The organism is Novimethylophilus kurashikiensis, from assembly GCF_003112435.1.
Classification (GTDB): domain Bacteria; phylum Pseudomonadota; class Gammaproteobacteria; order Burkholderiales; family Methylophilaceae; genus Novimethylophilus; species Novimethylophilus kurashikiensis.
Genome location: NZ_BDOQ01000006.1, coordinates 120177 through 141889, shown reverse-complemented (window position 1 = coordinate 141889; position 21713 = coordinate 120177). Strand labels below are relative to the sequence as shown.

At 60.2% G+C, this 21713-nt stretch carries 20 protein-coding genes and 1 tRNA gene; 9 read left to right on the top strand and 12 right to left on the bottom strand.

The genetic code is table 11. The annotated features are described in order from the left end of the window. Positions 1-130 precede the first annotated feature (130 nt). A complete protein-coding gene (locus NMK_RS08215) occupies positions 131-1576 on the top strand; it encodes a M17 family metallopeptidase (protein WP_109015294.1) in 1446 nt (481 codons plus the stop codon). A 45-nt stretch (positions 1577-1621) separates the two neighbouring features. Here NMK_RS08215 and NMK_RS08210 read toward each other — a convergent pair whose 3' ends face one another. After that, the gene (locus NMK_RS08210) at positions 1622-2581 is read right to left on the bottom strand and encodes a pentapeptide repeat-containing protein (RefSeq protein ID WP_227871424.1); all 960 of its coding nucleotides are present in this window, start codon (positions 2579-2581) and stop codon (positions 1622-1624) included. A 152-nt stretch (positions 2582-2733) separates the two neighbouring features. Between NMK_RS08210 and NMK_RS08205 the strand changes: the two genes are divergently transcribed. Beyond that, positions 2734-3351 carry a glycine zipper 2TM domain-containing protein gene (locus NMK_RS08205; RefSeq protein WP_227871423.1) on the top strand — a complete coding sequence of 206 codons (618 nt, stop codon included), beginning with the start codon at positions 2734-2736 and terminating at the stop codon, positions 3349-3351. Positions 3352-3449: 98 nt separating this feature from the next. Here NMK_RS08205 and NMK_RS08200 read toward each other — a convergent pair whose 3' ends face one another. From NMK_RS08200 to NMK_RS08180, 5 genes are read right to left on the bottom strand one after another with little or no spacing between them, the layout of a single operon-like run. After that, positions 3450-3779 carry a DUF4144 family protein gene (locus tag NMK_RS08200; protein ID WP_109015293.1) on the bottom strand — a complete coding sequence of 110 codons (330 nt, stop codon included), beginning with the start codon at positions 3777-3779 and terminating at the stop codon, positions 3450-3452. A 7-nt stretch (positions 3780-3786) separates the two neighbouring features. Further along, positions 3787-4161: a hypothetical protein gene (locus NMK_RS08195; protein ID WP_146187146.1), complete on the bottom strand. Its 375-nt coding sequence runs from the start codon at positions 4159-4161 to the stop codon at positions 3787-3789. Positions 4162-4199: 38 nt separating this feature from the next. Beyond that, on the bottom strand, positions 4200-7319 hold the full coding sequence (locus NMK_RS08190) for an efflux RND transporter permease subunit (protein ID WP_109015291.1): 3120 nt from the start codon (positions 7317-7319) through the stop codon (positions 4200-4202). Positions 7320-7323: 4 nt separating this feature from the next. Next, positions 7324-8451 carry an efflux RND transporter periplasmic adaptor subunit gene (locus NMK_RS08185; RefSeq protein WP_109015290.1) on the bottom strand — a complete coding sequence of 376 codons (1128 nt, stop codon included), beginning with the start codon at positions 8449-8451 and terminating at the stop codon, positions 7324-7326. After that, positions 8448-9698: a TolC family protein gene (locus tag NMK_RS08180; protein WP_181376202.1), complete on the bottom strand. Its 1251-nt coding sequence runs from the start codon at positions 9696-9698 to the stop codon at positions 8448-8450. The genes NMK_RS08185 and NMK_RS08180 overlap by 4 nt, the downstream gene beginning before the upstream one ends. A gap of 76 nt (positions 9699-9774) precedes the next feature. On the opposite strand from NMK_RS08180, the gene NMK_RS08175 reads away from it, so the two are divergent. Both NMK_RS08175 and NMK_RS08170 read left to right on the top strand, forming a co-directional pair. Then, positions 9775-10452 carry a response regulator gene (locus NMK_RS08175; RefSeq protein WP_109015435.1) on the top strand — a complete coding sequence of 226 codons (678 nt, stop codon included), beginning with the start codon at positions 9775-9777 and terminating at the stop codon, positions 10450-10452. Next, a complete protein-coding gene (locus NMK_RS08170) occupies positions 10382-11806 on the top strand; it encodes a sensor histidine kinase N-terminal domain-containing protein (protein ID WP_109015288.1) in 1425 nt (474 codons plus the stop codon). The genes NMK_RS08175 and NMK_RS08170 overlap by 71 nt, the downstream gene beginning before the upstream one ends. A gap of 48 nt (positions 11807-11854) precedes the next feature. Here NMK_RS08170 and NMK_RS08165 read toward each other — a convergent pair whose 3' ends face one another. The 5 genes from NMK_RS08165 to sixA all read right to left on the bottom strand — a co-directional run bounded on the left by NMK_RS08165 (position 11855) and on the right by sixA (position 17162). Further along, entirely contained in the window at positions 11855-13129 is a 1275-nt protein-coding gene (locus tag NMK_RS08165) for an NRAMP family divalent metal transporter (RefSeq protein WP_109015287.1), read from the bottom strand. Positions 13130-13531: 402 nt separating this feature from the next. After that, positions 13532-14401: a substrate-binding domain-containing protein gene (locus NMK_RS08160; protein ID WP_227871422.1), complete on the bottom strand. Its 870-nt coding sequence runs from the start codon at positions 14399-14401 to the stop codon at positions 13532-13534. A 124-nt stretch (positions 14402-14525) separates the two neighbouring features. Next, positions 14526-16046 (bottom strand): CYTH and CHAD domain-containing protein, encoded by a 1521-nt coding sequence (locus tag NMK_RS08155; protein WP_109015286.1) that lies wholly within the window; start codon positions 16044-16046, stop codon positions 14526-14528. After that, complete coding sequence (locus NMK_RS08150; protein WP_109015285.1) at positions 16036-16668, bottom strand: nucleotide-binding protein; 633 nt, start codon at positions 16666-16668, stop codon at positions 16036-16038. The genes NMK_RS08155 and NMK_RS08150 overlap by 11 nt, the downstream gene beginning before the upstream one ends. A gap of 41 nt (positions 16669-16709) precedes the next feature. Beyond that, entirely contained in the window at positions 16710-17162 is a 453-nt protein-coding gene (gene sixA / locus NMK_RS08145) for a phosphohistidine phosphatase SixA (RefSeq protein WP_109015284.1), read from the bottom strand. A gap of 28 nt (positions 17163-17190) precedes the next feature. Between sixA and NMK_RS08140 the strand changes: the two genes are divergently transcribed. Together NMK_RS08140 and recJ are read left to right on the top strand one after the other, a co-directional pair. Beyond that, positions 17191-18237 carry a hypothetical protein gene (locus tag NMK_RS08140; protein WP_109015283.1) on the top strand — a complete coding sequence of 349 codons (1047 nt, stop codon included), beginning with the start codon at positions 17191-17193 and terminating at the stop codon, positions 18235-18237. Further along, positions 18230-19921: a single-stranded-DNA-specific exonuclease RecJ gene (gene recJ / locus NMK_RS08135; RefSeq protein WP_109015282.1), complete on the top strand. Its 1692-nt coding sequence runs from the start codon at positions 18230-18232 to the stop codon at positions 19919-19921. The genes NMK_RS08140 and recJ overlap by 8 nt, the downstream gene beginning before the upstream one ends. Here the strand turns inward: recJ and NMK_RS08130 are convergent. Then, positions 19918-20148: a putative periplasmic lipoprotein gene (locus NMK_RS08130; RefSeq protein WP_146187145.1), complete on the bottom strand. Its 231-nt coding sequence runs from the start codon at positions 20146-20148 to the stop codon at positions 19918-19920. The genes recJ and NMK_RS08130 overlap by 4 nt on opposite strands. A gap of 177 nt (positions 20149-20325) precedes the next feature. Between NMK_RS08130 and tpiA the strand changes: the two genes are divergently transcribed. The 3 genes from tpiA to NMK_RS08115 all read left to right on the top strand — a co-directional run bounded on the left by tpiA (position 20326) and on the right by NMK_RS08115 (position 21598). Next, positions 20326-21099, top strand: coding sequence for a triose-phosphate isomerase (tpiA, locus tag NMK_RS08125; protein WP_227871421.1), 774 nt, complete (start codon positions 20326-20328; stop codon positions 21097-21099). A 26-nt stretch (positions 21100-21125) separates the two neighbouring features. Then, positions 21126-21476 (top strand): preprotein translocase subunit SecG, encoded by a 351-nt coding sequence (secG, locus tag NMK_RS08120; protein ID WP_109015279.1) that lies wholly within the window; start codon positions 21126-21128, stop codon positions 21474-21476. Between the two features lie 37 nt (positions 21477-21513). Beyond that, positions 21514-21598 (top strand) — tRNA-Leu (locus tag NMK_RS08115). The last annotated feature ends 115 nt before the right edge of the window (positions 21599-21713 follow it).

Genomic DNA, 21713 nt, shown 5'->3' with positions numbered 1-21713 from the left:
GCTGGCCGCTCACGTATAATCTTTACGCATCGCGACCTTACGATTGCAGCGCCTGGCTGCTAGCGAAAGGCGCTATATTCGCCATTTTGACCGTCCCGGTCAAGTTAAAACTGCCTCCAGGACCCCGCGTATGACCGCAAAAATCATTCAAAATCAGTCTCCTATTGACGAAGCTTCGGCGTCACAAACACAGCATCTGCTCATGGTGCTGCCGCAGAAAAAAGCCGATGCACCGCTAAACCAGCTTCTTGAAGCCCGTTTGAAGCGTCGCGACGCCAAGTACGACGAGCTTGCAAAAGCGCCGGTGGCGGCTGATTTGGCGGGCGGCGGACGCGTGGTATGGGTGGTGGCGGATGAAAAGAAATCGGCCTTCGAACGCAATACGGCCTTGCGCAAGGCCGTGGCGTTGTTATTGGAGGAAGGCCCGTCGCAACTCACGATTGCCGTGTTCGGCGACGAAACCCAGCGTAAATCTGCTGCTGAAGCCGCAATCTATGTCGCGCTGGTCAACGCAGCCGAACTGCCGACGCGCAAGAAAAAATCCGATCACAAGCCGCTCAAGAAAATCGTGCTCCACGGCTGGCAGCAGGACGACGACTTCGTGCGCATCAAGGCCGTCGCCGAAGGCAACACGCTGACTCGCACGCTGTCGGTGCTGCCGCCCAACGAACTCACGCCGGGCATCTACCGCGACAAAATCAAGGAACTCGCCGAGCAACACGGTTGGCAGCACGAAGAATTCGACATGAAAAAGCTGCGTAAGCTGGGGGCGGGTGCTTTCGTCGCCGTGGCGCAAGGCTCCGACCCCGAAGACGCTGCCATCGTGCATCTCACTTATACGCCAGAGAAGGCCAAGAAGCACATCGCCCTGGTCGGCAAAGGCATCTGCTTCGATACCGGCGGACACAACCTCAAGCCGGCGCGGTACATGCAAGGCATGCATGAGGACATGAACGGCTCAGCCGTGGTGCTGGGCACGCTGCTCGCGGCGACGAAATCCAAACTTTCTATCAAGATCGATTGCTGGCTGGCACTGGCGCAGAACCATATCAGCGCCAAGGCCTACAAGCAGAACGACGTGGTGAAGGCGCTCAACGGCATGACCATTGAGGTGGTGCATACCGACGCCGAAGGCCGAATGGTGTTGTCCGATACCCTGACGCTAGCCTCCCGCGGCAAGCCCCAAGCTATGATCGACTACGCCACGCTTACCGGCAGCATGGTGACGGCGCTGGGCACCCGCTACAGCGGCGTCCTTGGCAATCGACAGGAATTGCTCCAGAAGGCGATCGCAGCAGGGCAGGCGACAGGCGAGCGGGTTTGCGCTTTCCCGTTCGACGAGGATTACGATCCGGAGCTGGATTCAAAGATCGCCGATATCAAGCAATGCACCCTGGACGGTGAGGCCGACCATATCCTCGCGGCGCGCTTTCTCTCCAAGTTCATCGAGAACGACGTGCCGTGGCTGCATGTGGATTTGTCCGCTGTGGTCAGCAAGGGCGGCTTGGGGGCCGTGGCAAGCGATACCACGGGCTTCGGCGTGGCGTTGAGCCTGGCCTTGTTGCAGGAGATTTAACGCTTTACTGGCCGGGGCGCGCTGCCTCGGCCAAGTTCGCGACGCCTACTTGCAGCCGTCGCACTTGCCCTTGATGGTGTCCATTCCCTTTACCTTGTCCCAGCCCTTGACGTCCTTCATCACGGTGCCGTCGAAGATAGCTTCGCCGACGTCGGCACCGGTGAGATCGGCACCCGTCATGTCGGCCTTGCTGAAATCGACGCGGAACAGATTAGTGCCGCGTAAGTTGGCACCGCGCAGGTCGGCAAAACTGAGGTTGGCGCGGTTGATGTCGGCGCCTTCGAAATTAGACCCCGCGAATTTGCCGCCCACGCTGTCGAACTTCATCTGGCCCATGGGCTGATTGCCGATATCCAGGCCGAAACGGCCCTTGCGGATATCCGCCTCGCTCATGTCGACTGCCCCAAGCGTCCCGATCACACGGGCGTTGACCAGCTTGGCGCCTTTGAAATTGTTCTTGTCGAAAATCGGCTGGAAGATCGTAGCGTCGGTGAGATTAGCGTTGCTGAAATTGGCGTTTTCGATGCGGGCGAGGTTGAGGTAGGCGTTGGTCATGTCCGTGCCGCTCAGGTTGGAGCCGCGCAGGTCGGCACCGAATAGATTAGTATCCACGAACTTGGCGTGGCGTAGGTCAAGCCCGCTCAAATCCTGGTAGCTCAAGTCCTTGCCGGAAAAATCAGCCAGTTTGTCTGCCGTGGCTTGCTTGAGCATCTCGCGAGCGCGTTCGGTACTGATTTTTTCTTGCGGCTGGTCGGCTTTCTTGGACATCATTTTCTGCTCGAACGACTCGGCCTTGCGCAGGTTTTCGTCCTTACTCATGAGGAACTGATCCTTGGCTTCCGGGCTGGAAAAGCAGTAGGTCTTGCCTGCGTTTTCCCAGCGCACCGAGCAATCGGTGGCGACTTCCATCCCCATCGCCATGCCCATGGAACAATTCTTGTTGAATTCCTCGGCATAGGCCGAGAATCCGAGCCCCATCATGAAAGCTAGCAGTAAGACACGCATGATAATCTCCCCTGAACATTCGGCAGTAAACCTGAGACAAATGCTCTGGTAATAGGTTCGGTAGCGTACAGAAACAGCTGTCAACCGCTGAACCCCAGGCCGCGTTGAATGACCAGCCGAAGTTTTCGGCGATTTACACCAAGGAGAAGAACGTGAAAGTTTTGAAGATGACCGTGGCAATGTTGATCGGCAGCGCAATTGCCGCCCCCGCCATGGCTGACGATACGTATTACGATACGGCGCGCGTGCTTTCCGTCGTTCCGCAAACCGAGCGCGTGAACATGCCGCGCCAGGATTGCCATACCGAATACGAGCAAGTCCCTTCCGCCAGTTCCGGCAGCCGCGATATCGGCGGTTCCATCATCGGCGGTATCGCCGGCGGCCTCATCGGCAGCCAGATCGGCAAGGGCAAGGGCCGCATCGCCGGTGCTGCGGTGGGTGCCGCGACCGGCGCCATCGTCGGCGACCGCATCGACAACAGCGACCGCGATCACGATACCTACAGCACGCAGCCGGTTGCCCGCTGCGTTACGGTAGACAACTGGCAGACCGTCAATCGCGGTTACCAGGTCACCTACCGTTACAACGGCCGTACCTATACGACCGTGATGCCCAACGACCCGGGCGATAGCATCAGCGTGCGCGTAGCCGTGGTGCCTGAAGTCAATCCGCGCGTGACCTACAACGATCGCCGCTACGACCGAGACTGGCATCGCGACGACGACCGCCGCGACTGGGGACGTCGCCACGACGGTCGCTGGGACGACTGATTCATTAGGTTAAAGTAGTGACGGTGCCGGCTCACAAGGCTGGACATCGCAAGCAACCGCCGGCGATCCCGGCGGTTTTTATTTTCAGCAGACGGGTGTCAGGACAAGGATTCAACGGCGAGCACCGCTTCGATCGCCGTGGCGACGGAAAACTTCGCGACGCAGCTATTGCCGACCTGAGCAGCATGCGCCCGCACCAGTTCGGACAACATCTCCAAATCGGCAGTTTGTCCGGTGGATCGAATTTTCGCCGGCCGGCCGGGCTTACCTGTCAGGTCGAAAATCTCGCCGTCTGAATCAATAAGTCGGTCACCTTGCTGAAAACCGAAACGGTGGAGGTCGGCGTCGTTTTCCCAGTCCGAACGCGTGGCTACGAACGCGAGTTCGGCGTCTCCCTGGTAATGAATGATAGCGGGCCAGTGGGGCATAAGCGGCTCAGTTCTGCGATTGGGAATGCGACACGGTTCGAACCTCGGCCAGGCGGGAAAGTTTGCCCGCCGCACAACTCTCGGGCCAGATTTCGACCGCCTGATGCAGCGAAGCCGTCATCGACGGCGGCAGTTCCGCCAGTTTATAGATCACCTTGCGCGAGGACCAGTAACTGACCTCCACGATACGCCCTGCCGCAATTTCAGATGGCGAAATATTTGCCAGACAAGGCGGGAGCGGCTGCGGCAAATCGTTCGTCGTGTAGATCGCGTCTATCCAGCCCTGCCTCGCTTCCTTCGTCGGATTTTCTGTCGTCCCAGTCGTCGCGCAAGCGGAGAGCCAAGCGACGCCGAGGGCGAGACTTAAGCGTTTCAACGTCATGATCATCACTCCTGTTCTTGGATTTTGTTGGATTCATGTCACTCAGCCGCCAGACGTTTGGCTTCCTCGCGTTGCTGCTTACCGGAGTCGTAGATGCGGTTGAACATCAGCGGCGCCAGCAGCAGGGTGAAAATGGTGGCGGAGACGATGCCGCCGACGATGACAACCGCGAACGGCCGTTGGGTTTCCGAGCCGATCCCGTGGGAGAGCGCGGCGGGCAACAGTCCCAGGCCGGCCATGAGCGCGGTCATCAGGATGGGGCGCAGGCGCGCGGCGGCGCCGTCCAGAACGGATTCCTGGATAGTCTTGCCATGACGCAATCCGCCCATGAACTGCTCGACCATGATCACGCCGTTCTGAACGGAGATGCCCGCCACGGCAATAAACCCCACGGCGGCCGAGACGGATAGATGCAGCCCGGCCAGCGCCAGCCCGCTCAAGCCGCCGATCCAGGTAAACGGAATTAACGCCAGCACCAGGGCCGCCATGCCCATGGAGCGGAAGGCCCAGAACAGCAGCACGAATATCCCCAGTACCGAGAGCGGCACGATCACGGCGAGACGCTTCATCGCGCGCTGCTGGTTCTCGAACTGGCCGCCCCAGGTCATGGTGTAGCCGGGCGGCAGCTTGACCTCGTCCTTCACCTTTTGCATGGCTTCGGTGATGAAGCCGCCTTGGTCGCGCCCGATGAGGTTAGCCTTCACGGCCACATTGCGTCCGCCGGCTTCGCGGCCGATGCGCGCCGGACCTTGCTTGACCTCGACATCGGCGATGGCGCCCAGCGGCAGGGTGCCCGCGCCGTTAGGCAACGCGATGGGAATCTCGGCCACGTCGTCTACCGCGTCGCGCGCTTCTTCCTTCAAGCGCACCGTTACATCGAATTGGCGGTCGCCCTCGTGGAAACTGGTGGCGGCGGTGCCTGCCATCGCGGCCTGGATGGTCGTGTTGACATCGTTCACCGTCAGCCCGTAACGCGCCATTTGGTCGCGCTTCAGCACAATGTCCAGTTCGGATTGCCCGCCGACCTTGATGGCTGCCACGTCGGTAGAGCCGCGAATACTGGAAAGCACTGCGGCGACTTGCTCCGCCTTGTCTTCGAGGATGTCCAAGTCGGGCCCGAAAATCTTGACCGCGATTTCGCCCTTGACCCCACTCAGCGATTCCTCGACGTTGTCCTCGATCACCTGCGAGAAATTGGTCGGCACACCGGGGATGGTGCGGATTTTCTTGGTCATGCTCTCGATCAGCGCGTCCTTGTCTTTAAAGCGCCAGGTCTCGTGCGGTTTGAGATCAGCAAGGATCTCCATGTTGTTGGGGCCCTTGGGGTCCGTCCCGTCGTCCGGTCGCCCGACGTGGCTGATCACGCTGGCGACTTCCGGGTAGCTTTGCAGGATGAAGCGCACCTGGCGTTCCACTTCCTTGCTCTTTTCCAGGTTGGTGGCTTGCGGCAGGGTGATAGTGAGCCAGATGTTGCCTTCGTCCAGCTTAGGCAGGAATTCGCTGCCCAGGCGCGTCCCCAGCCCGATGGCCGCAGCCAGCAGCAGTGCGGAAACGACGAAAATTGCCACGCTGCCGGGGATGGCGCGTGTCAGGAGACCGCGATAGCTCTCCTGCATGGCGTTCATCCACCCGCTATGTTTTTCCGACAGATCGTAACGGTTGATAATGTATGAGAGCACGGCCGGTACCAGCGTGAGCGTCAGCAGGATCGCACCCAGGATGGCGAAGCTCAGCGTATAGGTCATGGGCGTGAAGATTTTTCCTTCCACCCGCTCGAAGGTGAAAATGGGCAGGAAGGCCAGGATGATGATGGCCTTGGAAAACAGGATGGGATGGCCCATTTCGATGGCCGTGTGCTTCAGCGTATGGATGCGCCAGCTCGGCGTCGCGTGCTGCGGCAGCCCGTCCAGCTTGCCCACGGCGAGCCGCACCATGAGGGCTTCGACCAGCACCACGGCGCCGTCCACGATGATGCCGAAGTCCACCGCGCCGAGCGAGATCAGGTTGGCCGAGACCCCCTTGAGATGCATGAAGACAAAGGCGAACAGGAGCGCCAGCGGGATCACCAGCGCGACGATGACCGCCGAAATGGCCGAGCGCAGGAACAGGATGAGAATCCCCAATACCAGCGCCGCGCCCATGATCATGTTCTCTTCCACCGTATGCACGGTGTGGCCGACCAGTTGGGTGCGGTCGTAGATAGTCTTGAGATGCACGCCGGGCGGCAGGCGCTGCTCCAGCTTGGCGATGTTTTCCTTCAGCGCGGCGATGACCTTGGTGGGGTTCTGCCCCTTGGTCATCTGCACGATGCCTTCTACCACGTCGTCCTGGCCGTTGTAGGCGACGATGCCGGAGCGCGTGCGCTGGCCGAGGGCGACTTGGGCGACATCGCCCACCAGGATGGCCTTGCCGTCCTTGCTGGCGACGGCGACGTGGGCGATGTCGTCCATGTTCCTGAAGAGACCGATGGCGCGCAGCACCAGGGCTTCGTCGCCGCGGCGCACCGTGCCGCCGCCGGTGTTGGCGTTGGCGCTGCCCAGCGCCTGGGTGACCTGATCAAGCGTGACGCCGTATTTGCGCAGCAGGTAAGGATCGACCTTGACCTGGTATTCCTTGATCGCACCGCCGAAGCTCACCACGTCGGCGACGCCGGATACGGTACGAATGGCGGGGCGCACCGTCCAATCCTGGATTTCGCGGATTTGCTCCAGCGGCGTGCCGGGAGGCGCTTCGATCACGTAGCGGTAGATTTCGCCCACTGCAGTCGAAAGCGGTGCGAGCGATGGCTGTACGCCGGGCGGCAGTGTGACGTTTTGCAGCTTCTCCATCACCTGCTGGCGGGCAAAGTAATCGTCGGTGTTGTCCTGGAATGTGAGCGTGACCACCGAGAGCCCGAAGATGGATACCGAGCGCAACTGCGTCATGTGCGGCACGCCGCTCATCTCGCGCTCGATGGGCAGGCTGATGCTGCGTTCCATCTCCTCCGGCGCGAGGCCGGGCGCTTGGGTGACGATCTGCACCTGCACGTCCTGCACGTCGGGAAAGGCTTCCACCGGCAGGTTGGCGACGGCGTACCAGCCCGTGGCGATCAAGGCCAGCACTCCGGCCAGCACGAAGGCGCGCTGTTGCAGGGCGAATGTAACGAGACGATCCAGCATCCGCTTATTCCCCTGCCATTTCAGCGTTGAGCAGCAAGGCGCCGCGCACGGCAATGCGTTCGCCCGCGTTGAGGCCGGAAGCGATGTAGCTTTCCTCGTGGCCGCGGTAGTTGAGGATCACGCGGCGTTTTTCCAGCACGCCGGGCGAGCGTTCGACAAAGATGAAACTTTGCAGGCCTTCGGTAATCAGGGCTTCGTTCGGCACGTGCGGCTCGGTTTGATTGCTGCCGAGCGGTGTGGCATGCACGTACATTTCTGGCTTCAGTTTCTCGTCGCGATCTTCCACGCTGCAACGTACGATGATGCGGCGGCTGGTGGGGTCGAGGACCTTGCCGATCATCTGGGCGACGGCATCGAAGTTTTCGCCGGGATAACCGTCGGCCTCGATCTTGAAGTGCTGGCCTTCATGCACCTTGCCGAGGTCTTTTTCCGGCACCTCGACGTTGATCCACAAATGCGTGGGGTCGCTTACCACGAAGAGTGGACCCGGGGCGTCCGGACGGACCTCGCTGCCCGGATTGACCTGGCGCTCGGTGACGATACCGCCGATGCGTGAGGTCAGCACATAGCCGTTCGCGTTGACCGGCCCCAGGTTGCGCAGCCTGGCACGGGCCCGGTCGAGCTCGATTTCGGATTGCTGCATGTCGGCCTGCGCCGATTCGAAATCCTTGCGCGCCAGCACATTGCCGTCGAACAAGGTATGGGCGCGATCGAACGCGGCTTTTTTCAGCATCAGGTCGGATTCGGCCTTGCGCGCATCGGCGCTGGCTTGGGCGAAATCCGGCGAATCGATGGTGACGAGCGGCTGGCCGGGTTTGACGCGGTCGCCCGGCTCGGCGTGGATTTTCAGCACACGTCCGGCGATCGGCGTGCTGATACGCGAGGTTCGATCCGCGTCGTAGGCGACATGCCCTTGCAGCGGCTCGATGGCGGGCACAGGGCCGGACTCGGCCGGGGCGATCTTGAGATAAGCGAGTTGCGGGGCGTCCGGTGCGTAGCGCAGCACATTAGGTTCGCGCGGCGGCGTGACGTGGGCAGCTGGGGCGGCAGCCGCATCTGCGGGCGCTTTCACGGTGTACCAGCCTACGGCGAGGATGCCGCAAGCCGCGAGGGCGACGAGTAGTTTCTTCATTGGGGTTCTCCTTCACCGGTTGCGTAGCGCCAGGCGACCAGTGCTTTGGCGAAATCGGCGCGTGCAGTGACGGCATCGATCTGGGTGGCTTTGAAAGTGCGGCGAGCGTCGAGCAGGTCCATGACGGACAAGGCGCCATGGCGATAGGCGAACTCAGCCGCGTCGAGTGCATGTTGGGATTCGGCGAGCAAACTGCCGTCGTAGCGCTGCACGCGTTCTGCTGCGGCTTCGAGGTCGGCGCGTGCCTTGTTGATGTCGGTGAGGGCCTGGGCGCGAACGCGTTCCAGATCGTCGCGGGCGGTCATCAGGTCGGCTTCGGATCGGCCGATTTCCCCCTGGTATTCGTAGCCGGTCATAAGCGGCACACTGACGCCGAAGCCGACCGTATTGGATTGCTGGTCCATGCCGTTGTGCTCGACCTGCACGCCGACGGTGACGTCGCGGGTCTTCAGCGATTGTGCGAGGTCGCGTGCGGATTCGGCGGCCTGGACGCGGAGGACGGCGGACCGTACGTCCGGACGGTTATCGATATTTCCGGCGGTCGCCACCGGTACGGTGTTGCCTGGCCATGCATCGTCGGCATGAATGGCACGGGCGTCAGCTTCGGCGCCGATCAGGTAGGCAAGTGCAGCTTGGGCTTGCTGCTCGTCGTTGATGGCTTGGCGCACGTCGTTCTGGGCGCGCAATGCATCCACCTGGATACGCGACAGCTCGGACGGGGCAATATCGCCGGCCTTGAGCCGCAACTGCGATGCCTCGACCGTCTGGCCGAACAGACGGGCGTTATCCTCGGCGATGCGGTGTTTTTCCTGGGCCAGCACGAGGTCGAAATAAGCCTGTTGCAGGGCGATGCGGCCTTGGCGCATTGCGTCCTGCATGTCTTGCTTGGCGGCGGCGTGGCGCAGGTCGGCGCCGCGCATGCGCAGCTCACGCTTGCCGCCGCGCTCGAAAGTTTGGTCTAGTCGCAACACGGTATCCGAGCCGCCCAGGTAGCGGTGATCGCGTCCTGTGCCGATGCCCGTGGTATTCATCGATAATTGGGGATTAGGCCGCTGGGCCGCGCCGAGCTTGTCGGCAGCGGTGGCTTCGACCTGGTCTCGCGCCAGCTGCAATTCGCGGTTATGCTGCGACCACAGCTGTTCTGCCTGTTGCAAGGTCAGGTGCGGCAGCATGACAGTATCCGGCGGTGCCGCGAGGGCGGTCCGGGCCGAGATGCAGAGAACGAGAAGAATTAGAAATTTCTTCATTTTTTCCTGGTATATGTAGGAATAATGCTTAAGTGGCCGCGCATCTTGCGCGAGCCAGCTGACGGGAAACTGACGGATGCGGGTATTGATCATCGAAGACGATCAGGCGCTGGCCGAGGCGATGCGGCAGTCGCTGACGCTTGCCGGCTACGCGGTGGATGCGGTGGGCAGCGCAGGGGCCGCCTTGCATGCGTTGTCGGTCGAGCATTTCGACGCCGCCGTGCTCGATCTCGGTCTGCCGGACCGCGACGGTTACGACGTGGTCCGGCATTTGCGGGAGCACGGGAAATCGCTGCCGCTGCTGATCCTGACCGCACGTGACGCCGTGGAGGATCGCGTGCAAGGGCTGGACCTCGGCGCCGACGACTACGTGGTCAAGCCCATCGCCATGGCCGAATTGCACGCACGGGTTCGGGCGCTGATTCGCCGCAGCTCAGGCAAGGCCGAGCAGCGCGTGCAGCTGGGCAAGCTCGAACTCGATACGCCGGGCAAGCGTGCTTATCTGGATGGACAGCCGCTGGACTTGTCCGGGCGGGAGTGGGCGGTGCTGGAATACCTGGTGTTCAATGCACGCCGCATTATTTCCAAGGAGCAGCTGATCCAGGCCATCGCCGGTTGGGATACCGAATTGAGCGGCAACGCCATCGAGGCGTATGTCTACCGGATTCGCAACAAGCTGACGGATGCCGGGGTGGCGATTCGTACGGTGCGCGGCCTGGGGTATATGCTGGAGGAGACCAAAAATCCGGAATAGCCTGCGCCACCAGTTCCTGCGCAACCTGCTGTGGCCGCTCATCGGCATCCTGTTGCTGGGCGCCGTGGTGGCTTATCTCTTCGCCCTGCGCGCCGCCACCGATGCTTACGACCTGGGCTTGCTCGATGATGCGCTCGACCTTGATAAACAAGTGAGCCTGCACCAGGGCGGCCTCGCCCTGGAACTGCCTCCTGCCGCCCGGCAAATGCTGGCGAGCAACAACGAAGATCGGGTGCGTTATGCGGCTTGGGACGAGCAGGGGCGCATGTTTTCCGGGGATGCCGGACTCAAGCAGTTGGATATCCCGCAGGGAGAGGAAAACCATGTGTTCCAGGATGTGCAGTTGCAGGATGGCGCGAGTAGAGCCGTCGTGCTGCGGGGAAGCCTTTATGGCCGCACCATTTTCGTGGCCGTGGCGCAAACGGTGCATGGCCGGAATCGGCTAACGCGCAATATCTTTTTCAAGCTGCTGTTTCCCGAGGCATTGCTGGCCGTGGTGGCCATGAGCATCGTGCTGCTGGGCGTGCGCCGTGGGTTGTCTCCGGTGAATGCATTGAGCGAGGAGATTCTCAAGCGTTCGCCGCAGGATTTGAGTCGGATCGACGAGAATCGCGCGCCTGCCGAGCTGCAGCCCATCATCCACGGCGTGAACGAACTATTGGAAAAGCTTTCGGCCTCGTTCGCGGGCCATCGTCGTTTCATCGCCGATGCGGCGCATCAGCTGCGTACGCCGCTGGCGGTGCTGGGCAGCCAGATCGAGGTCGGCCTGCAACAGCCGCCGCAGAATGTCCGTGCGCTGCTCCAGCAACTGTTGGCAACGACGAATCGCACCTCGCATCTCGCCAATCAATTGCTGTCCATGGCACGGCTGGAGCATACGGAGCAGGACGTATTTACCCACGGGCCGGTGGAGCTGAGCGAGGTGGTGCGGGCTGCCGCGGCGGATTTTATCGGGCGGGCGGCGGATAAGAACCTCGACCTGGAGTTTCGGTTGGTGCCCTGCACCGTCCAGGGCAATGCCTTGCTGCTGCGCGAATTGATCATGAACTTGCTCGATAACGCGGTGCGGTATACGCCGGAAGACGGCCATGTGTGGCTAACGCTGGAACAGGAGGGCAAGCAGTGCGCGCTTGCCGTCAACGATAGCGGTCCCGGGGTGCCCGAATCAGCGTTGACTACCTTGGGCAAGCCCTTTCATCGCTTGGCTAGCGACGAGAGCGGTTGCGGGCTGGGCCTGGCCATCGTGCGAGAAATCGCCAGGCTGCATCAAGCCGAGGTGATGTTCGGGCGTTCAAGCGAGGGCGGGTTGAGCGTCAGGATCGTGCTGAACGCCTTGCCGACTTCCAGGACCTGAGCAATGCCTGCTGGGTTCCGGCTTTACTCAAGGCCCGGTTTTACTCCATCAGAAGCTGGAGACCAGCATGAATCCCACCGCCAGCGCCATCACTCCCGTCGCAGCCCAGCCTAGAAACCGGTGACGCGCGGCGATGATGAAATCGCCCATGATGGTCTCCGACTGACCGATTTTCATCATCACGAACATGATCGGCACCGAGATCACGCCGTTGATCACGGCACTCCACAGCAAGGCCCGGATCGGGTCGACCTCGCGGGAGCCCATGATAGTGCCCAGTGCGGTAGCGGCAATGATGATGGCGTAGAAGCCGCGCGCCTCGTGGAAACCATGCGATAACCCAGCTTTCCAGCCGAAGACTTCGCTCACTGCAAACGCCGCAGAGCCTGCCAGTACCGGCACTGCCAACATACCGGTGCCCACGATGCCCAGTGCAAACAAGACGAAAGCGAATTCCCCGGCGATGGGTTTCAGGGCTTCCGCTGCCTGAGCCGCAGTAAGGATGTTGGTGACGCCGTGGGTGTTGAGCGTGACCGCCGTCGCCAGGACGATGCACAAGGCGATGCCGTTAGAAAACAGCATGCCGATGACCGTATCCTGCTTGATGCGCGCCAAGTGCTCCGCGGCGTATTCCGGGTTGTCGTGCAAGGCTGCAGCCTCGGGGCGTCGTGCGTTGTCTTCCACCTCTTGCGAGGCCTGCCAGAAGAACAGATACGGGCTGATGGTGGTGCCCAGCACAGCGACGACGATCTCGGCGTAGTCGCTCAACGAGATGCCCTTGGGCAGGTACGCCCAGGGCTGCAGTGATTCAATAGTGACGTGCTTCCACGGGACGTTGACCGACAAAATCACCGCGACATAGGAAAACAAGGCTAGCGTCAGCCATTTGAGGATACTCACCGTGCCTTCGTAGGAGAAAAAGACTTGTCCCGCCATCGACAGCAGACCCAAGCCGATGATGTAAGGCGCAACGTGGCCGCCGCCCAGCAGGCGACAGGCTTCGCCCATGGCGCCCAGGTCGGCCGCGATGTTGATGGTATTGGCGACGACCAGCAGCAGGACCAGCGATAACGTAAGCCAGCGCGGGCAGACCTTGGCGATGTTGGCGGCGAGCCCCTGCCGCGTCACCCAGCCGATGCGCGCCGAGAGCATCTGGATGCCGATCATGAGAGGGGTCGTGAGGCAGAGCGTCCACACCAGGCCGAAGCGGAATTGCGAACCGGCCTGGGAGTAGGTGGCGATGCCGCTGGGATCGTCATCCGCTGCGCCGGTGATGAGGCCGGGTCCGAGCTTGCGCGCGAGTTGGTTGATTTGTGCGTTCATGACGACTCCTTGGTGCTAAGGCGAGACCGATGCAGCGCGGCCACGCGGCTCAGGTGGGCCTGAGCGGTTTTTCTAAGGAGCAAGAGAGTGTGCAACGAGGCTCACGGCTTGCCCGCTGGGTGTTTCGGTTTTAAAGCCTTGACGCCCAACGACAGCCGGGACGGCACGAGGTGCCGGGGAAGTCTTTTAGACGCAAGGCCTGTAACTAGGGCCTGGGTTCATGTTCGTTTCTAAAAAATGGAACGGCGCGGATTATGCACTGTTATTGCATGGCGGCAAAGTGTTTTTCGCCGTAGGTTACAGAAATCCTCAATCCCATGTTTTCCTTGCGTTTTCAAGCAGGTGGGTTGAGGCCGTAGGAATAATCCCGCACACACGGGGTGTGCGGGAGGCTGGATCGTATTAGCGGTTTGCTTCCTTTTTCGTTTCCACGACGGGCACGTGCGGAATGCCGTAATCGTCGAGAATCTTGTTGATCTCGTCCTTATGGCGTTCAAGCGCCTCGTTGATCATGGCGATGCGGTCTTTTTCCTTCTTGCGCACACCGACGGAGATATTCCAGTACTCCTTACCGTGCGGGTTTTCCGCCTCGTATTCAGGCGCCAGGTTGACCACCAGTTCTTCCTTGGCTTGCTTGGCGAAGTACCCGGCGATCGGACCCCAGACGATGGCTACATCGATGTCGCCCTTGACCAGATCGTCGATCAGGAAGCTGGGTGGCAAGTTGAGGTCGCGCTGGATGCGGTAGGGGCGGGAGTTGTCCAGCAGGCCCTTGTCGAACAGCGGACGGGTCGGAGGCGATTCCATGATCACGCCGATCTTGGCTTTGCGCAGATCGGGGGAATCGTAATCCTTGATGTTGTAGCCGCTGCTCTTTTTATACACGAATGCATAGCCGGAACGGTAATAGGGCTTGGAGTTGAGCGTCATATCGACATCAGATGCGGTGCCGATGACGACGTCGCAGCGGTGAGCGTTCAGCGAGTTCCGGTAGAAACCTTGGCGGTCATACCAGAAGAAATACTGGAGTTTTTTGCCCAGATCCTTGGCGAGGACTTCTGCAATCTTGTTCTCGTAACCTTGGCCGGCTTCATTGGAAAACGGCAAGTTATCCTTGGGTGCACAAACGCGGAATACGCCGGGGTCTTCGGTTTGCGTCGGCAGGCCGGGTGCGCCGTTGCCGAGAAATTCTTCAACTTCATCCGCCATCACGGGTGCGGCGGCCGAGGCCAGCATCAACGCTGCCACTAACTGGATTTTGTGAGCCTTCATAATGTCCCCAATGAGTTTTATTTTTGCATGGTCATCCATGCAACGTGAATTGTGACACTAGGGCAGCTGGATTAGTTCGGCTGCGCTTGTGCTATTTGGCCTCTCGGCCGTGAGAATTGATGAATCAGCCCCAGAACGGTTTATGGTGGACGAAGCGATGCCAGGCCTCATCCATGTGGGCCAGGCTGTGCTCGATATTGCAGGCGTTCCAGCCTTTGAACAGCAGCAAGGCTTCGGCCACGGGTTTATCGGGACGTGAACCGGCGAGTCTACGCAACAGTTGTTCGGTGACGGCGATGTCGTTGAGTACGCCGAGGCGATCTTGCAATTGGGCCAGCCGATGGATGAAAGCGTGGGATTTTCCTCCGGAATACAGGCTCAGGAAAAACTCGGCGGTATAGCGCAGTTTTTTGGCGGCTATGCGGGTTTGATGACGTTCTTCCGCCGGCATCTCCTGAAGCCGTTTGCCGTGGCGGCGCAGTTGTTTGTGGCGATTGGCGAGCGTCGCGTCGGCGAGGGCGGCAACGTCCGGATCGAGCGTGCCCTCGGTTTTCCAGCGCTCGTTTTCCAGCCACGCAGCCAGGGATAGCAGGAGCCGATGATAACGCTGGGAATTCAATGCGGCACGGACGTCGCGGTAAGCACGGGTTTGCAGCAACGCGGCTTTTTCGCCGAGCTTGACGAGGCCTGCATGCTGCTCGAAGCGCTCCTGCAGCGGCGGCAGCGTTTGCGTGACGAAGACGTCGAGGTCGCGTGCCGCGCCGAGAATGTCGGTAATCCAGCGCAGTTCTTCAATGATCGGATCGGTCGTCTCGCGCCCCAGCAAGCCGCGGAACACGGAAAACGCCGAACGCAGACGGCGCAATGACACGCGCATCTGGTGCACACCCTCTACGTCGTTGCCGTGCAGCACAACGTCCTGATTGCCCTGCAGGTGGGTGATACATTCCCAGGCGATTTTCCTGAATGCGACGGATGCTTTTTCCTGGCGGCTCAGCTGCGGCAGCTTGGCCTTGAATACGGTAGGCGGTTGCGGACGGTAATGCGCATAGCCGCGTTGGGCCTTGCTGACGTTTTCCAGCGAGAGTGGGATGTCTTGTTGCAGGATCAGTGCGAGGTCGAACAGTCGAGCTGCATTGCCGCTCTTGAGTTCCAGCTCGATTTCCGTGATCGGCTCGCGTTTTTTACCGGCGACGAGATGGCCGAGGTCGAGGGCGAGTTCGACGGCGTCGCCGTTGTCGAACTTAAGCTGCCATTCGGTGCGTTGGACTTCAGTCCTGAAAATCGGCGCGAGGGCCGCGCGCAAGGCTTCATCCCCGAAAATCCTGACCAGTTGCGGGTCGAGAATCCGGGTGAAATCTGGCTGGCCGCTGGCAATGATGTCTTCCCACTCCATGCGCTGGTGCAGGCCGGCGAGTGAACTCCCGGCTGCTTTCACCGCCTGGAACCATCCGCCCGACATGCGCCGCACGCGCAGGCTGATTTCGGCATCGAGCAACTGGAGATCGGGCGTGTCGTAATAAATGCTGGTGAGCTTGCGCGTGACCGGTTTATCGACCGTGGCCGCGAGAATGGCGGGGTGCTTGCGTAATCGGGCCGCGTCCTTGCGGGCGATTCGCAGCTTCAGTTCGACTTCATTCGGCAAGGTCGTTTACTTTCATAATCCAATGCAGCAGCGGAGCCCATTGCTGCAAATCGCGCGCAACTTGCGAGGGGCGGATATCGAACAGGCTGGCACCTTGCTCTGCGGCGAGGGCATAGACCTGGGAATCGCGCAGGCAGGTCAGCACGGGAAACCCGGCTTGCTTCATGAAATCGTTGAGCAGCGCGGCAGAGCGGGTGCGGCTATCCACCCGCATGCCGACCATCGCGACAAAGGTTTTCTGCTTGCGCACCGCTTTTTCCTCGGCGAGTACTTCCAGAAAAGTACGGGTGGCGCCGATGTCGAAGGCGGAAGGCTGTACCGGCACGATGACGCAATCGGCACGTTTCACCGCGTTCGATAACTTTTCTTCGCGCAATCCTGCTGGGGAATCGGCGATGAGCCACTCGGGATCGAACACCGAGGATTTCCGATCGGGCTGGTGCTGGTGAATCAGCGGCAACTTGTAGGGGCGGCGTTGCAGCCATTGCACGGCGGATTGCTGGCGATCGAGATCGGCCAGCACGACGCGGCGTCCGCGCGTGGCAAAGTAGCCTGCCAGATTGGTGGCGAGCGTGGTCTTGCCGCTACCGCCCTTTGGATTGGCAATGAGGATGGTTTTCATGGCAATCCTGCTCCGGCACGGATGAGGCTGATAGCGGGCATTTACAGCAGGTCTGGCGCAATCGAGGCGCGCAGGATGGTTTCCGAGGTATTGCCGCGTTTGCGGTTGCACAGCCACCAGACTGCGCCTTTTTTTACGCTCCAGCTTTCGTTTTCTTGCGTGAGCAATTGGCCGATGACGCGTCCTAAGGTCGGCTGATGGCCGACGATGAGCACGGTGCCGCCGGCGCGCGGCCAGCCTGCCGCCTTCAGCACGGCTTGCGGCGTTGCCTCCGGGGCGATCTCGTCCACCGTGATAAAATCCTGCATCAAGGCCGAAGCCGTTTGCTGAGCGCGCACTGCTGGACTCACCAGGATGCGGGCGTCTTCCGGCAAGCGCGCCTTGAGCCATTGCGCCATTTTTTTAGCCTGCTTGTGGCCTTTTTCCGTCAATGCGCGCTGGATGTCGGGAGAGCCTTCTTCCGCTTCCGCATGACGCCAGAGAATGAGGTCCATAAGTGCGATCGTGGTTGACTGATTTGGAATGGCAAATCTTAACTCCGGCCGCACTCACTTGAAAGTAAAACCTTTGTTGCAATGCCATGTTTTGCTGACCGGATTGTTGCCGGAGCTGATTCCGCCAGGCCTCGATTTGCCTGGGTTGACGCGATTGTTGGCACTCACCGGCAAGCCGTCGGTAGATGACTTCGGTGCGGAAACCTGGCTCTGTCAGCAGTTCGGTCTCGCCACCTGTACGGCCGCACCGTTTGCGGCAGTAGGAGAGGGTTTGCAGCTTGCCGAGAATGAAGCCTGGCTGCGCGTCGACCCGGTACACCTGCAATTGATGCGGGATAGCCTCATCGTCGCGGATGCCCAGCTAGCAGATTTATCCGAAGGCGAGGCGGCTGACTTGCTGGAAACCCTCAATGGACACTTTGCCGCCGACGATATTGCGCTGCACGCCCCTGTGCCAAATCGCTGGTATGCACGATTGCCGAGTTTGCCGCAGATATCGACGACCCCGGCGGCAGAAGCCATTGGTCGCGACGTCGATTCGTTGTTGCCGCAGGGCGATGCGGCAATGGCATGGCACCGCTGGGTCAACGAGGCGCAGATGCTGTTGCACGATCACCCCGTTAATCAGGCGCGGGAAGCCAACGGGCAGAGAACGATCAACAGCCTGTGGCCCTGGGGCGGAGGAGTGTTGTCGAGGTTGGCTAGTCCTGCTTTCAATTATCTCGTGGCAAATGATACGCTGGCCCGAGGCCTGGGCATGCAAGCCGGGGCTGAGCTTCAACCGCTACCCAAGGATTTCAGCGCTTGTTCACCTCGAGGCAATGCTCTGATCGTGCTGGATGAGTTGAATGCTTCGGCGTTGCGGCAACACCCAGAACGTTGGGTGCAAGCCTTGCAGTGCCTTGATCGGGATTGGTTGCAGCCGCTCGCGGAAGCGGTATCTGCGGGACAAATACCTACATTGACCTTGCATCTCGCCAATTTCCGTCAGATACGCACTTTTAAAGTTGAGCGTCGGCGGCGCTGGTATTTCTGGCGCCGCCCGCAGCCTTTGGAGACCCATTTGCATGGCTAATATCGTTGCCCGGTCCTATCCCGAGGAGATTGCCGCAAGCCTGGCGGCCGAGGGCATGCATCCGGTGCTGGCTCGAATTTATGCGGCGCGCGGTATCACGCGTGCTGAACAGTTGCAGACTTCCTTGTCCGGTCTCATTCCGCCTTCTCAGCTCCGAAATGCCGACAAGATGGCCGCCTTGTTGGCCGACGCCATCGCGCAAGGCAAGCGGTTGCTGATCGTGGCGGATTACGACTCGGATGGTGCGACAGCGTGTGCCGTCGGGGTCAGAGGCTTGCGCATGTTCGGGGCGAAGGTCGAGTATCTCGTGCCCAACCGTTTCGATCATGGCTATGGGTTGACGCCTGAAATCGTACGGCTGGCGGCTGAACGTCAGCCCGATATCATCGTAACGGTTGATAACGGCATCGCCAGCGTCGAAGGCGTGGCAGAGGCCACGCGGTTGGGGATCGACGTGTTGGTGACTGACCACCATTTGCAGGGTGACGCCGTTCCGGACGCAGCTTGTATCGTAAATCCCAACGCGCGCGGCTGCACTTTCCCCAGCAAGAATCTGGCGGGGGTAGGCGTGATTTTTTACGTGATGATGGCGTTGCGGGCAGAGCTTCGCAGTCGCGGCGCTTTTGCCGATAAGCCCGAACCTAACCTCACTGAATTGCTCGACCTGGTGGCTTTAGGCACCGTAGCCGACGTGGTCCGGCTGGACGACAACAACCGTATTCTGGTCGACCAGGGCTTGCGCCGCATCCGGGCGGGCAAGGCCAGTCCCGGCGTGACGGCCTTGTTGCGTGTTGCCGGACGCGATCCGCGTCGGGCTTCGACTTACGATCTGGGCTTTGTCGCTGGGCCGAGGCTTAATGCGGCGGGGCGATTGGAAGACATGGCGTTAGGCATCGAATGTCTGCTGGCTCAGGACGAGGCGCAAGCACAGACACTAGCTGCACAACTCGATTCCATGAACCGCAGCCGTCGCGAAATCGAGGCAGATATGCAGCAAACCGCCCTGGCGGCGTTGGAGGACATGACGGCCGGGGAGAATTTCAGCCTGAGTCTGTTTGATCCAGAATGGCATCAGGGGGTGATCGGTATCCTGGCTTCGCGCCTCAAGGAAAAATTTCATCGTCCGGTCATTACATTTGCCCCCGCCAGCGACGGCAAGATCAAGGGCTCGGGGCGGTCTATCCCAGGTTTACATTTGCGCGATGCGCTTGATCTAGTATCCAAGCGCGAGCCGGATTTGCTGCTGAGTTTCGGCGGCCATGCGATGGCGGCGGGGTTGTCGCTGATGCTGGAAAACTTCCCCCGTTTCTGCAAAGCCTTCGAGGAGGTCGCGAGCCAGCAGCTTACGCCTGCGGACCTAGAACAGATGATCGAGACGGATGGGCGATTGGATACGGCGGATCATACGCTGGATGCCGCCCACGCTATCGATTGCGGCATTTGGGGGCAGGGTTTTGCTGCTCCGGCGTTTCATGGGGAGTTTGCGGTGGCAGAACAGCGTGTTGTGGGCGAACGCCACCTGAAACTCAAGCTGCGACGCGACCGGCAAGTGCTGGATGCGATGCTGTTCTTCCACGCCGATCCGCTACCGGCGGCCGTCAATGCGGTGTATCAGCTCGGCGTCAACGAATACAACGGGCAGCAAAGCGTGCAACTCACGCTGCGCCATTGGAGCCCTGCCTAAACGTCCTTGTGGATGCAGTGAGCGTCGAGCGCGTCGTGGAAGACCTTGTCTACGTCGTCGTCCTCGAGTGGCTGGGAAAGCTTGTCCTTGAATGCCTTGCATTGCGGAGCGGTGCTGATGAGCTCTGAGACCAGACGCTCCTTCTTGGCTGCCTCCAGCGGCTTGCGGTGATGCGAGCAGGCGGTCAGGGCGATCACGGCAAACAATAAAGCCAGAGTTTTTTTCATGAATTCTTTCATGGTGCGGTATTTGTCCAAAATATCCCGCACATCATATCCCTAAAGACCTTACAACTTTCTTTCGCGCTGGCTAGTGCGTTTTGACCCTGCGAAAGTTCGCGGGTACAATGCGCCCCCTCGAAAGACGGAGCCCAGGCGCCTTCCAGCAGAAAGCGATGTTTCGTTGTGACCCAGAATAAGCCCTCATCAAGGCGCAAGCTGGTCGTCGGCAATTGGAAAATGTACGGCAATCTTGCTTGGAACAAGACGCTGCTGGAATCCCTGGTCGAAGGCTTGCGCGATTATCGCAACGCCGATTACGCCGTGTGTGTGCCGACGCCGTACCTATTTCAGGCCCAGGCTGTCTTGGCCGGCTCCAATATTGCATGGGGCGGGCAGAACATGCACCAGTTCGAAGGTGGAGCGTTTACCGGTTCGGTGGCACCGCACATGCTGGTGGATTTCGGTTGCAGCTACGTGATCATCGGACATTCGGAGCGTCGCGAGTTGTGCTACGAAAGCGATCCGGTGGTGGCAGCCAAGTTCGAGGTGGCCGTGAAGGTAGGCATCAAGCCGATCTTCTGCCTGGGGGAAACCCGTGAGGAATACGAAGCCGGCATCACGGAAGAAGTGGTGGCCCGGCAGTTGGATGCAGTACTTAGCCGAGTCGGCCCTGATGGGCTGGCCGAGGGCGTGCTGGCGTACGAGCCGGTTTGGGCCATCGGAACAGGTCGTGGTGCCTCGCCGGCACAAGCTCAGGCGGTACACGCGTTCATTCGCGAACGTATTGCCGAGCAGGATTTTGAGGTCGCATCTCATATCAAAATCCTACATGGGGGTAGCGTAAGAGTCGCAAATGCGGCACAATTGCTGTCTATGCCCGATATCGACGGTGCTCTGGTTGGGAACGCTTCTTTGGTGGCGGACCAGTTTATCGCGATATGTCGAGCGGCAAATTGAACATTGAGAATTTAAGTTAGAGCCTGATGGAAACGATTGTTTGGATTGTGCATGCGCTGGCCTGTCTGGGCGTGATCGGCCTCGTGCTGTTGCAGCACGGTAAGGGTGCCGATATGGGCGCTGCCTTCGGTAGCGGTGCATCGGGCAGCCTGTTCGGCGTGACGGGATCTACCAACTTCCTGAGTCGCGCAACGGCAATTCTGGTGGCGGTGTTCTTTACCACCAGCCTGACCCTGGCGTACATGTCCAGCCATCGGACAAAGGCCTCTAGCGTGATGGACGCACATAAGACGGTTCTGGTACCCGCTGCAGATGCTAACAAGGCAGCAACGCCTGCTCCTGCCGCTCCGGCAAAATCGCAGGAGGTTCCGAAGTAATTCCGTATCAGCCTTTCTGGCTGGTGCAACAATTTAAGCCGACGTGGTGAAATTGGTAGACACGCTATCTTGAGGGGGTAGTGGCGAAAGCTGTGCGAGTTCGAGTCTCGCCGTCGGCACCAAGGTTTAGTTTCAAAAATATCAAAGCCCTTATGAAGACAGCCCCTAGCGGGCTGTTTTTGTTTCAAGCTGTTCCATTTCGTTCACTGACAAGCCAAGCACAACATTTATGCCCGT

What these genes read in the sequence shown, in the direction of transcription:
- NMK_RS08215 (WP_109015294.1), top strand. Translation starts at nt 131, where the DNA reads ATGACCGCAAAAATCATTCAAAATCAGTCTCCTATTGACGAAGCTTCG.
- NMK_RS08210 (WP_227871424.1), bottom strand. Translation starts at nt 2,581, where the DNA reads ATGCGTGTCTTACTGCTAGCTTTCATGATGGGGCTCGGATTCTCGGCC.
- NMK_RS08200 (WP_109015293.1), bottom strand. Translation starts at nt 3,779, where the DNA reads ATGCCCCACTGGCCCGCTATCATTCATTACCAGGGAGACGCCGAACTC.
- NMK_RS08195 (WP_146187146.1), bottom strand. Translation starts at nt 4,161, where the DNA reads ATGACGTTGAAACGCTTAAGTCTCGCCCTCGGCGTCGCTTGGCTCTCC.
- NMK_RS08190 (WP_109015291.1), bottom strand. Translation starts at nt 7,319, where the DNA reads ATGCTGGATCGTCTCGTTACATTCGCCCTGCAACAGCGCGCCTTCGTG.
- NMK_RS08185 (WP_109015290.1), bottom strand. Translation starts at nt 8,451, where the DNA reads ATGAAGAAACTACTCGTCGCCCTCGCGGCTTGCGGCATCCTCGCCGTA.
- NMK_RS08180 (WP_181376202.1), bottom strand. Translation starts at nt 9,698, where the DNA reads ATGAAGAAATTTCTAATTCTTCTCGTTCTCTGCATCTCGGCCCGGACC.
- NMK_RS08175 (WP_109015435.1), top strand. Translation starts at nt 9,775, where the DNA reads ATGCGGGTATTGATCATCGAAGACGATCAGGCGCTGGCCGAGGCGATG.
- NMK_RS08170 (WP_109015288.1), top strand. Translation starts at nt 10,382, where the DNA reads ATGCCGGGGTGGCGATTCGTACGGTGCGCGGCCTGGGGTATATGCTGG.
- NMK_RS08165 (WP_109015287.1), bottom strand. Translation starts at nt 13,129, where the DNA reads ATGAACGCACAAATCAACCAACTCGCGCGCAAGCTCGGACCCGGCCTC.
- NMK_RS08160 (WP_227871422.1), bottom strand. Translation starts at nt 14,401, where the DNA reads ATGAAGGCTCACAAAATCCAGTTAGTGGCAGCGTTGATGCTGGCCTCG.
- NMK_RS08150 (WP_109015285.1), bottom strand. Translation starts at nt 16,668, where the DNA reads ATGAAAACCATCCTCATTGCCAATCCAAAGGGCGGTAGCGGCAAGACC.
- sixA (WP_109015284.1), bottom strand. Translation starts at nt 17,162, where the DNA reads ATGGACCTCATTCTCTGGCGTCATGCGGAAGCGGAAGAAGGCTCTCCC.
- NMK_RS08140 (WP_109015283.1), top strand. Translation starts at nt 17,191, where the DNA reads ATGGCAAATCTTAACTCCGGCCGCACTCACTTGAAAGTAAAACCTTTG.
- recJ (WP_109015282.1), top strand. Translation starts at nt 18,230, where the DNA reads ATGGCTAATATCGTTGCCCGGTCCTATCCCGAGGAGATTGCCGCAAGC.
- NMK_RS08130 (WP_146187145.1), bottom strand. Translation starts at nt 20,148, where the DNA reads ATGAAAAAAACTCTGGCTTTATTGTTTGCCGTGATCGCCCTGACCGCC.
- secG (WP_109015279.1), top strand. Translation starts at nt 21,126, where the DNA reads ATGGAAACGATTGTTTGGATTGTGCATGCGCTGGCCTGTCTGGGCGTG.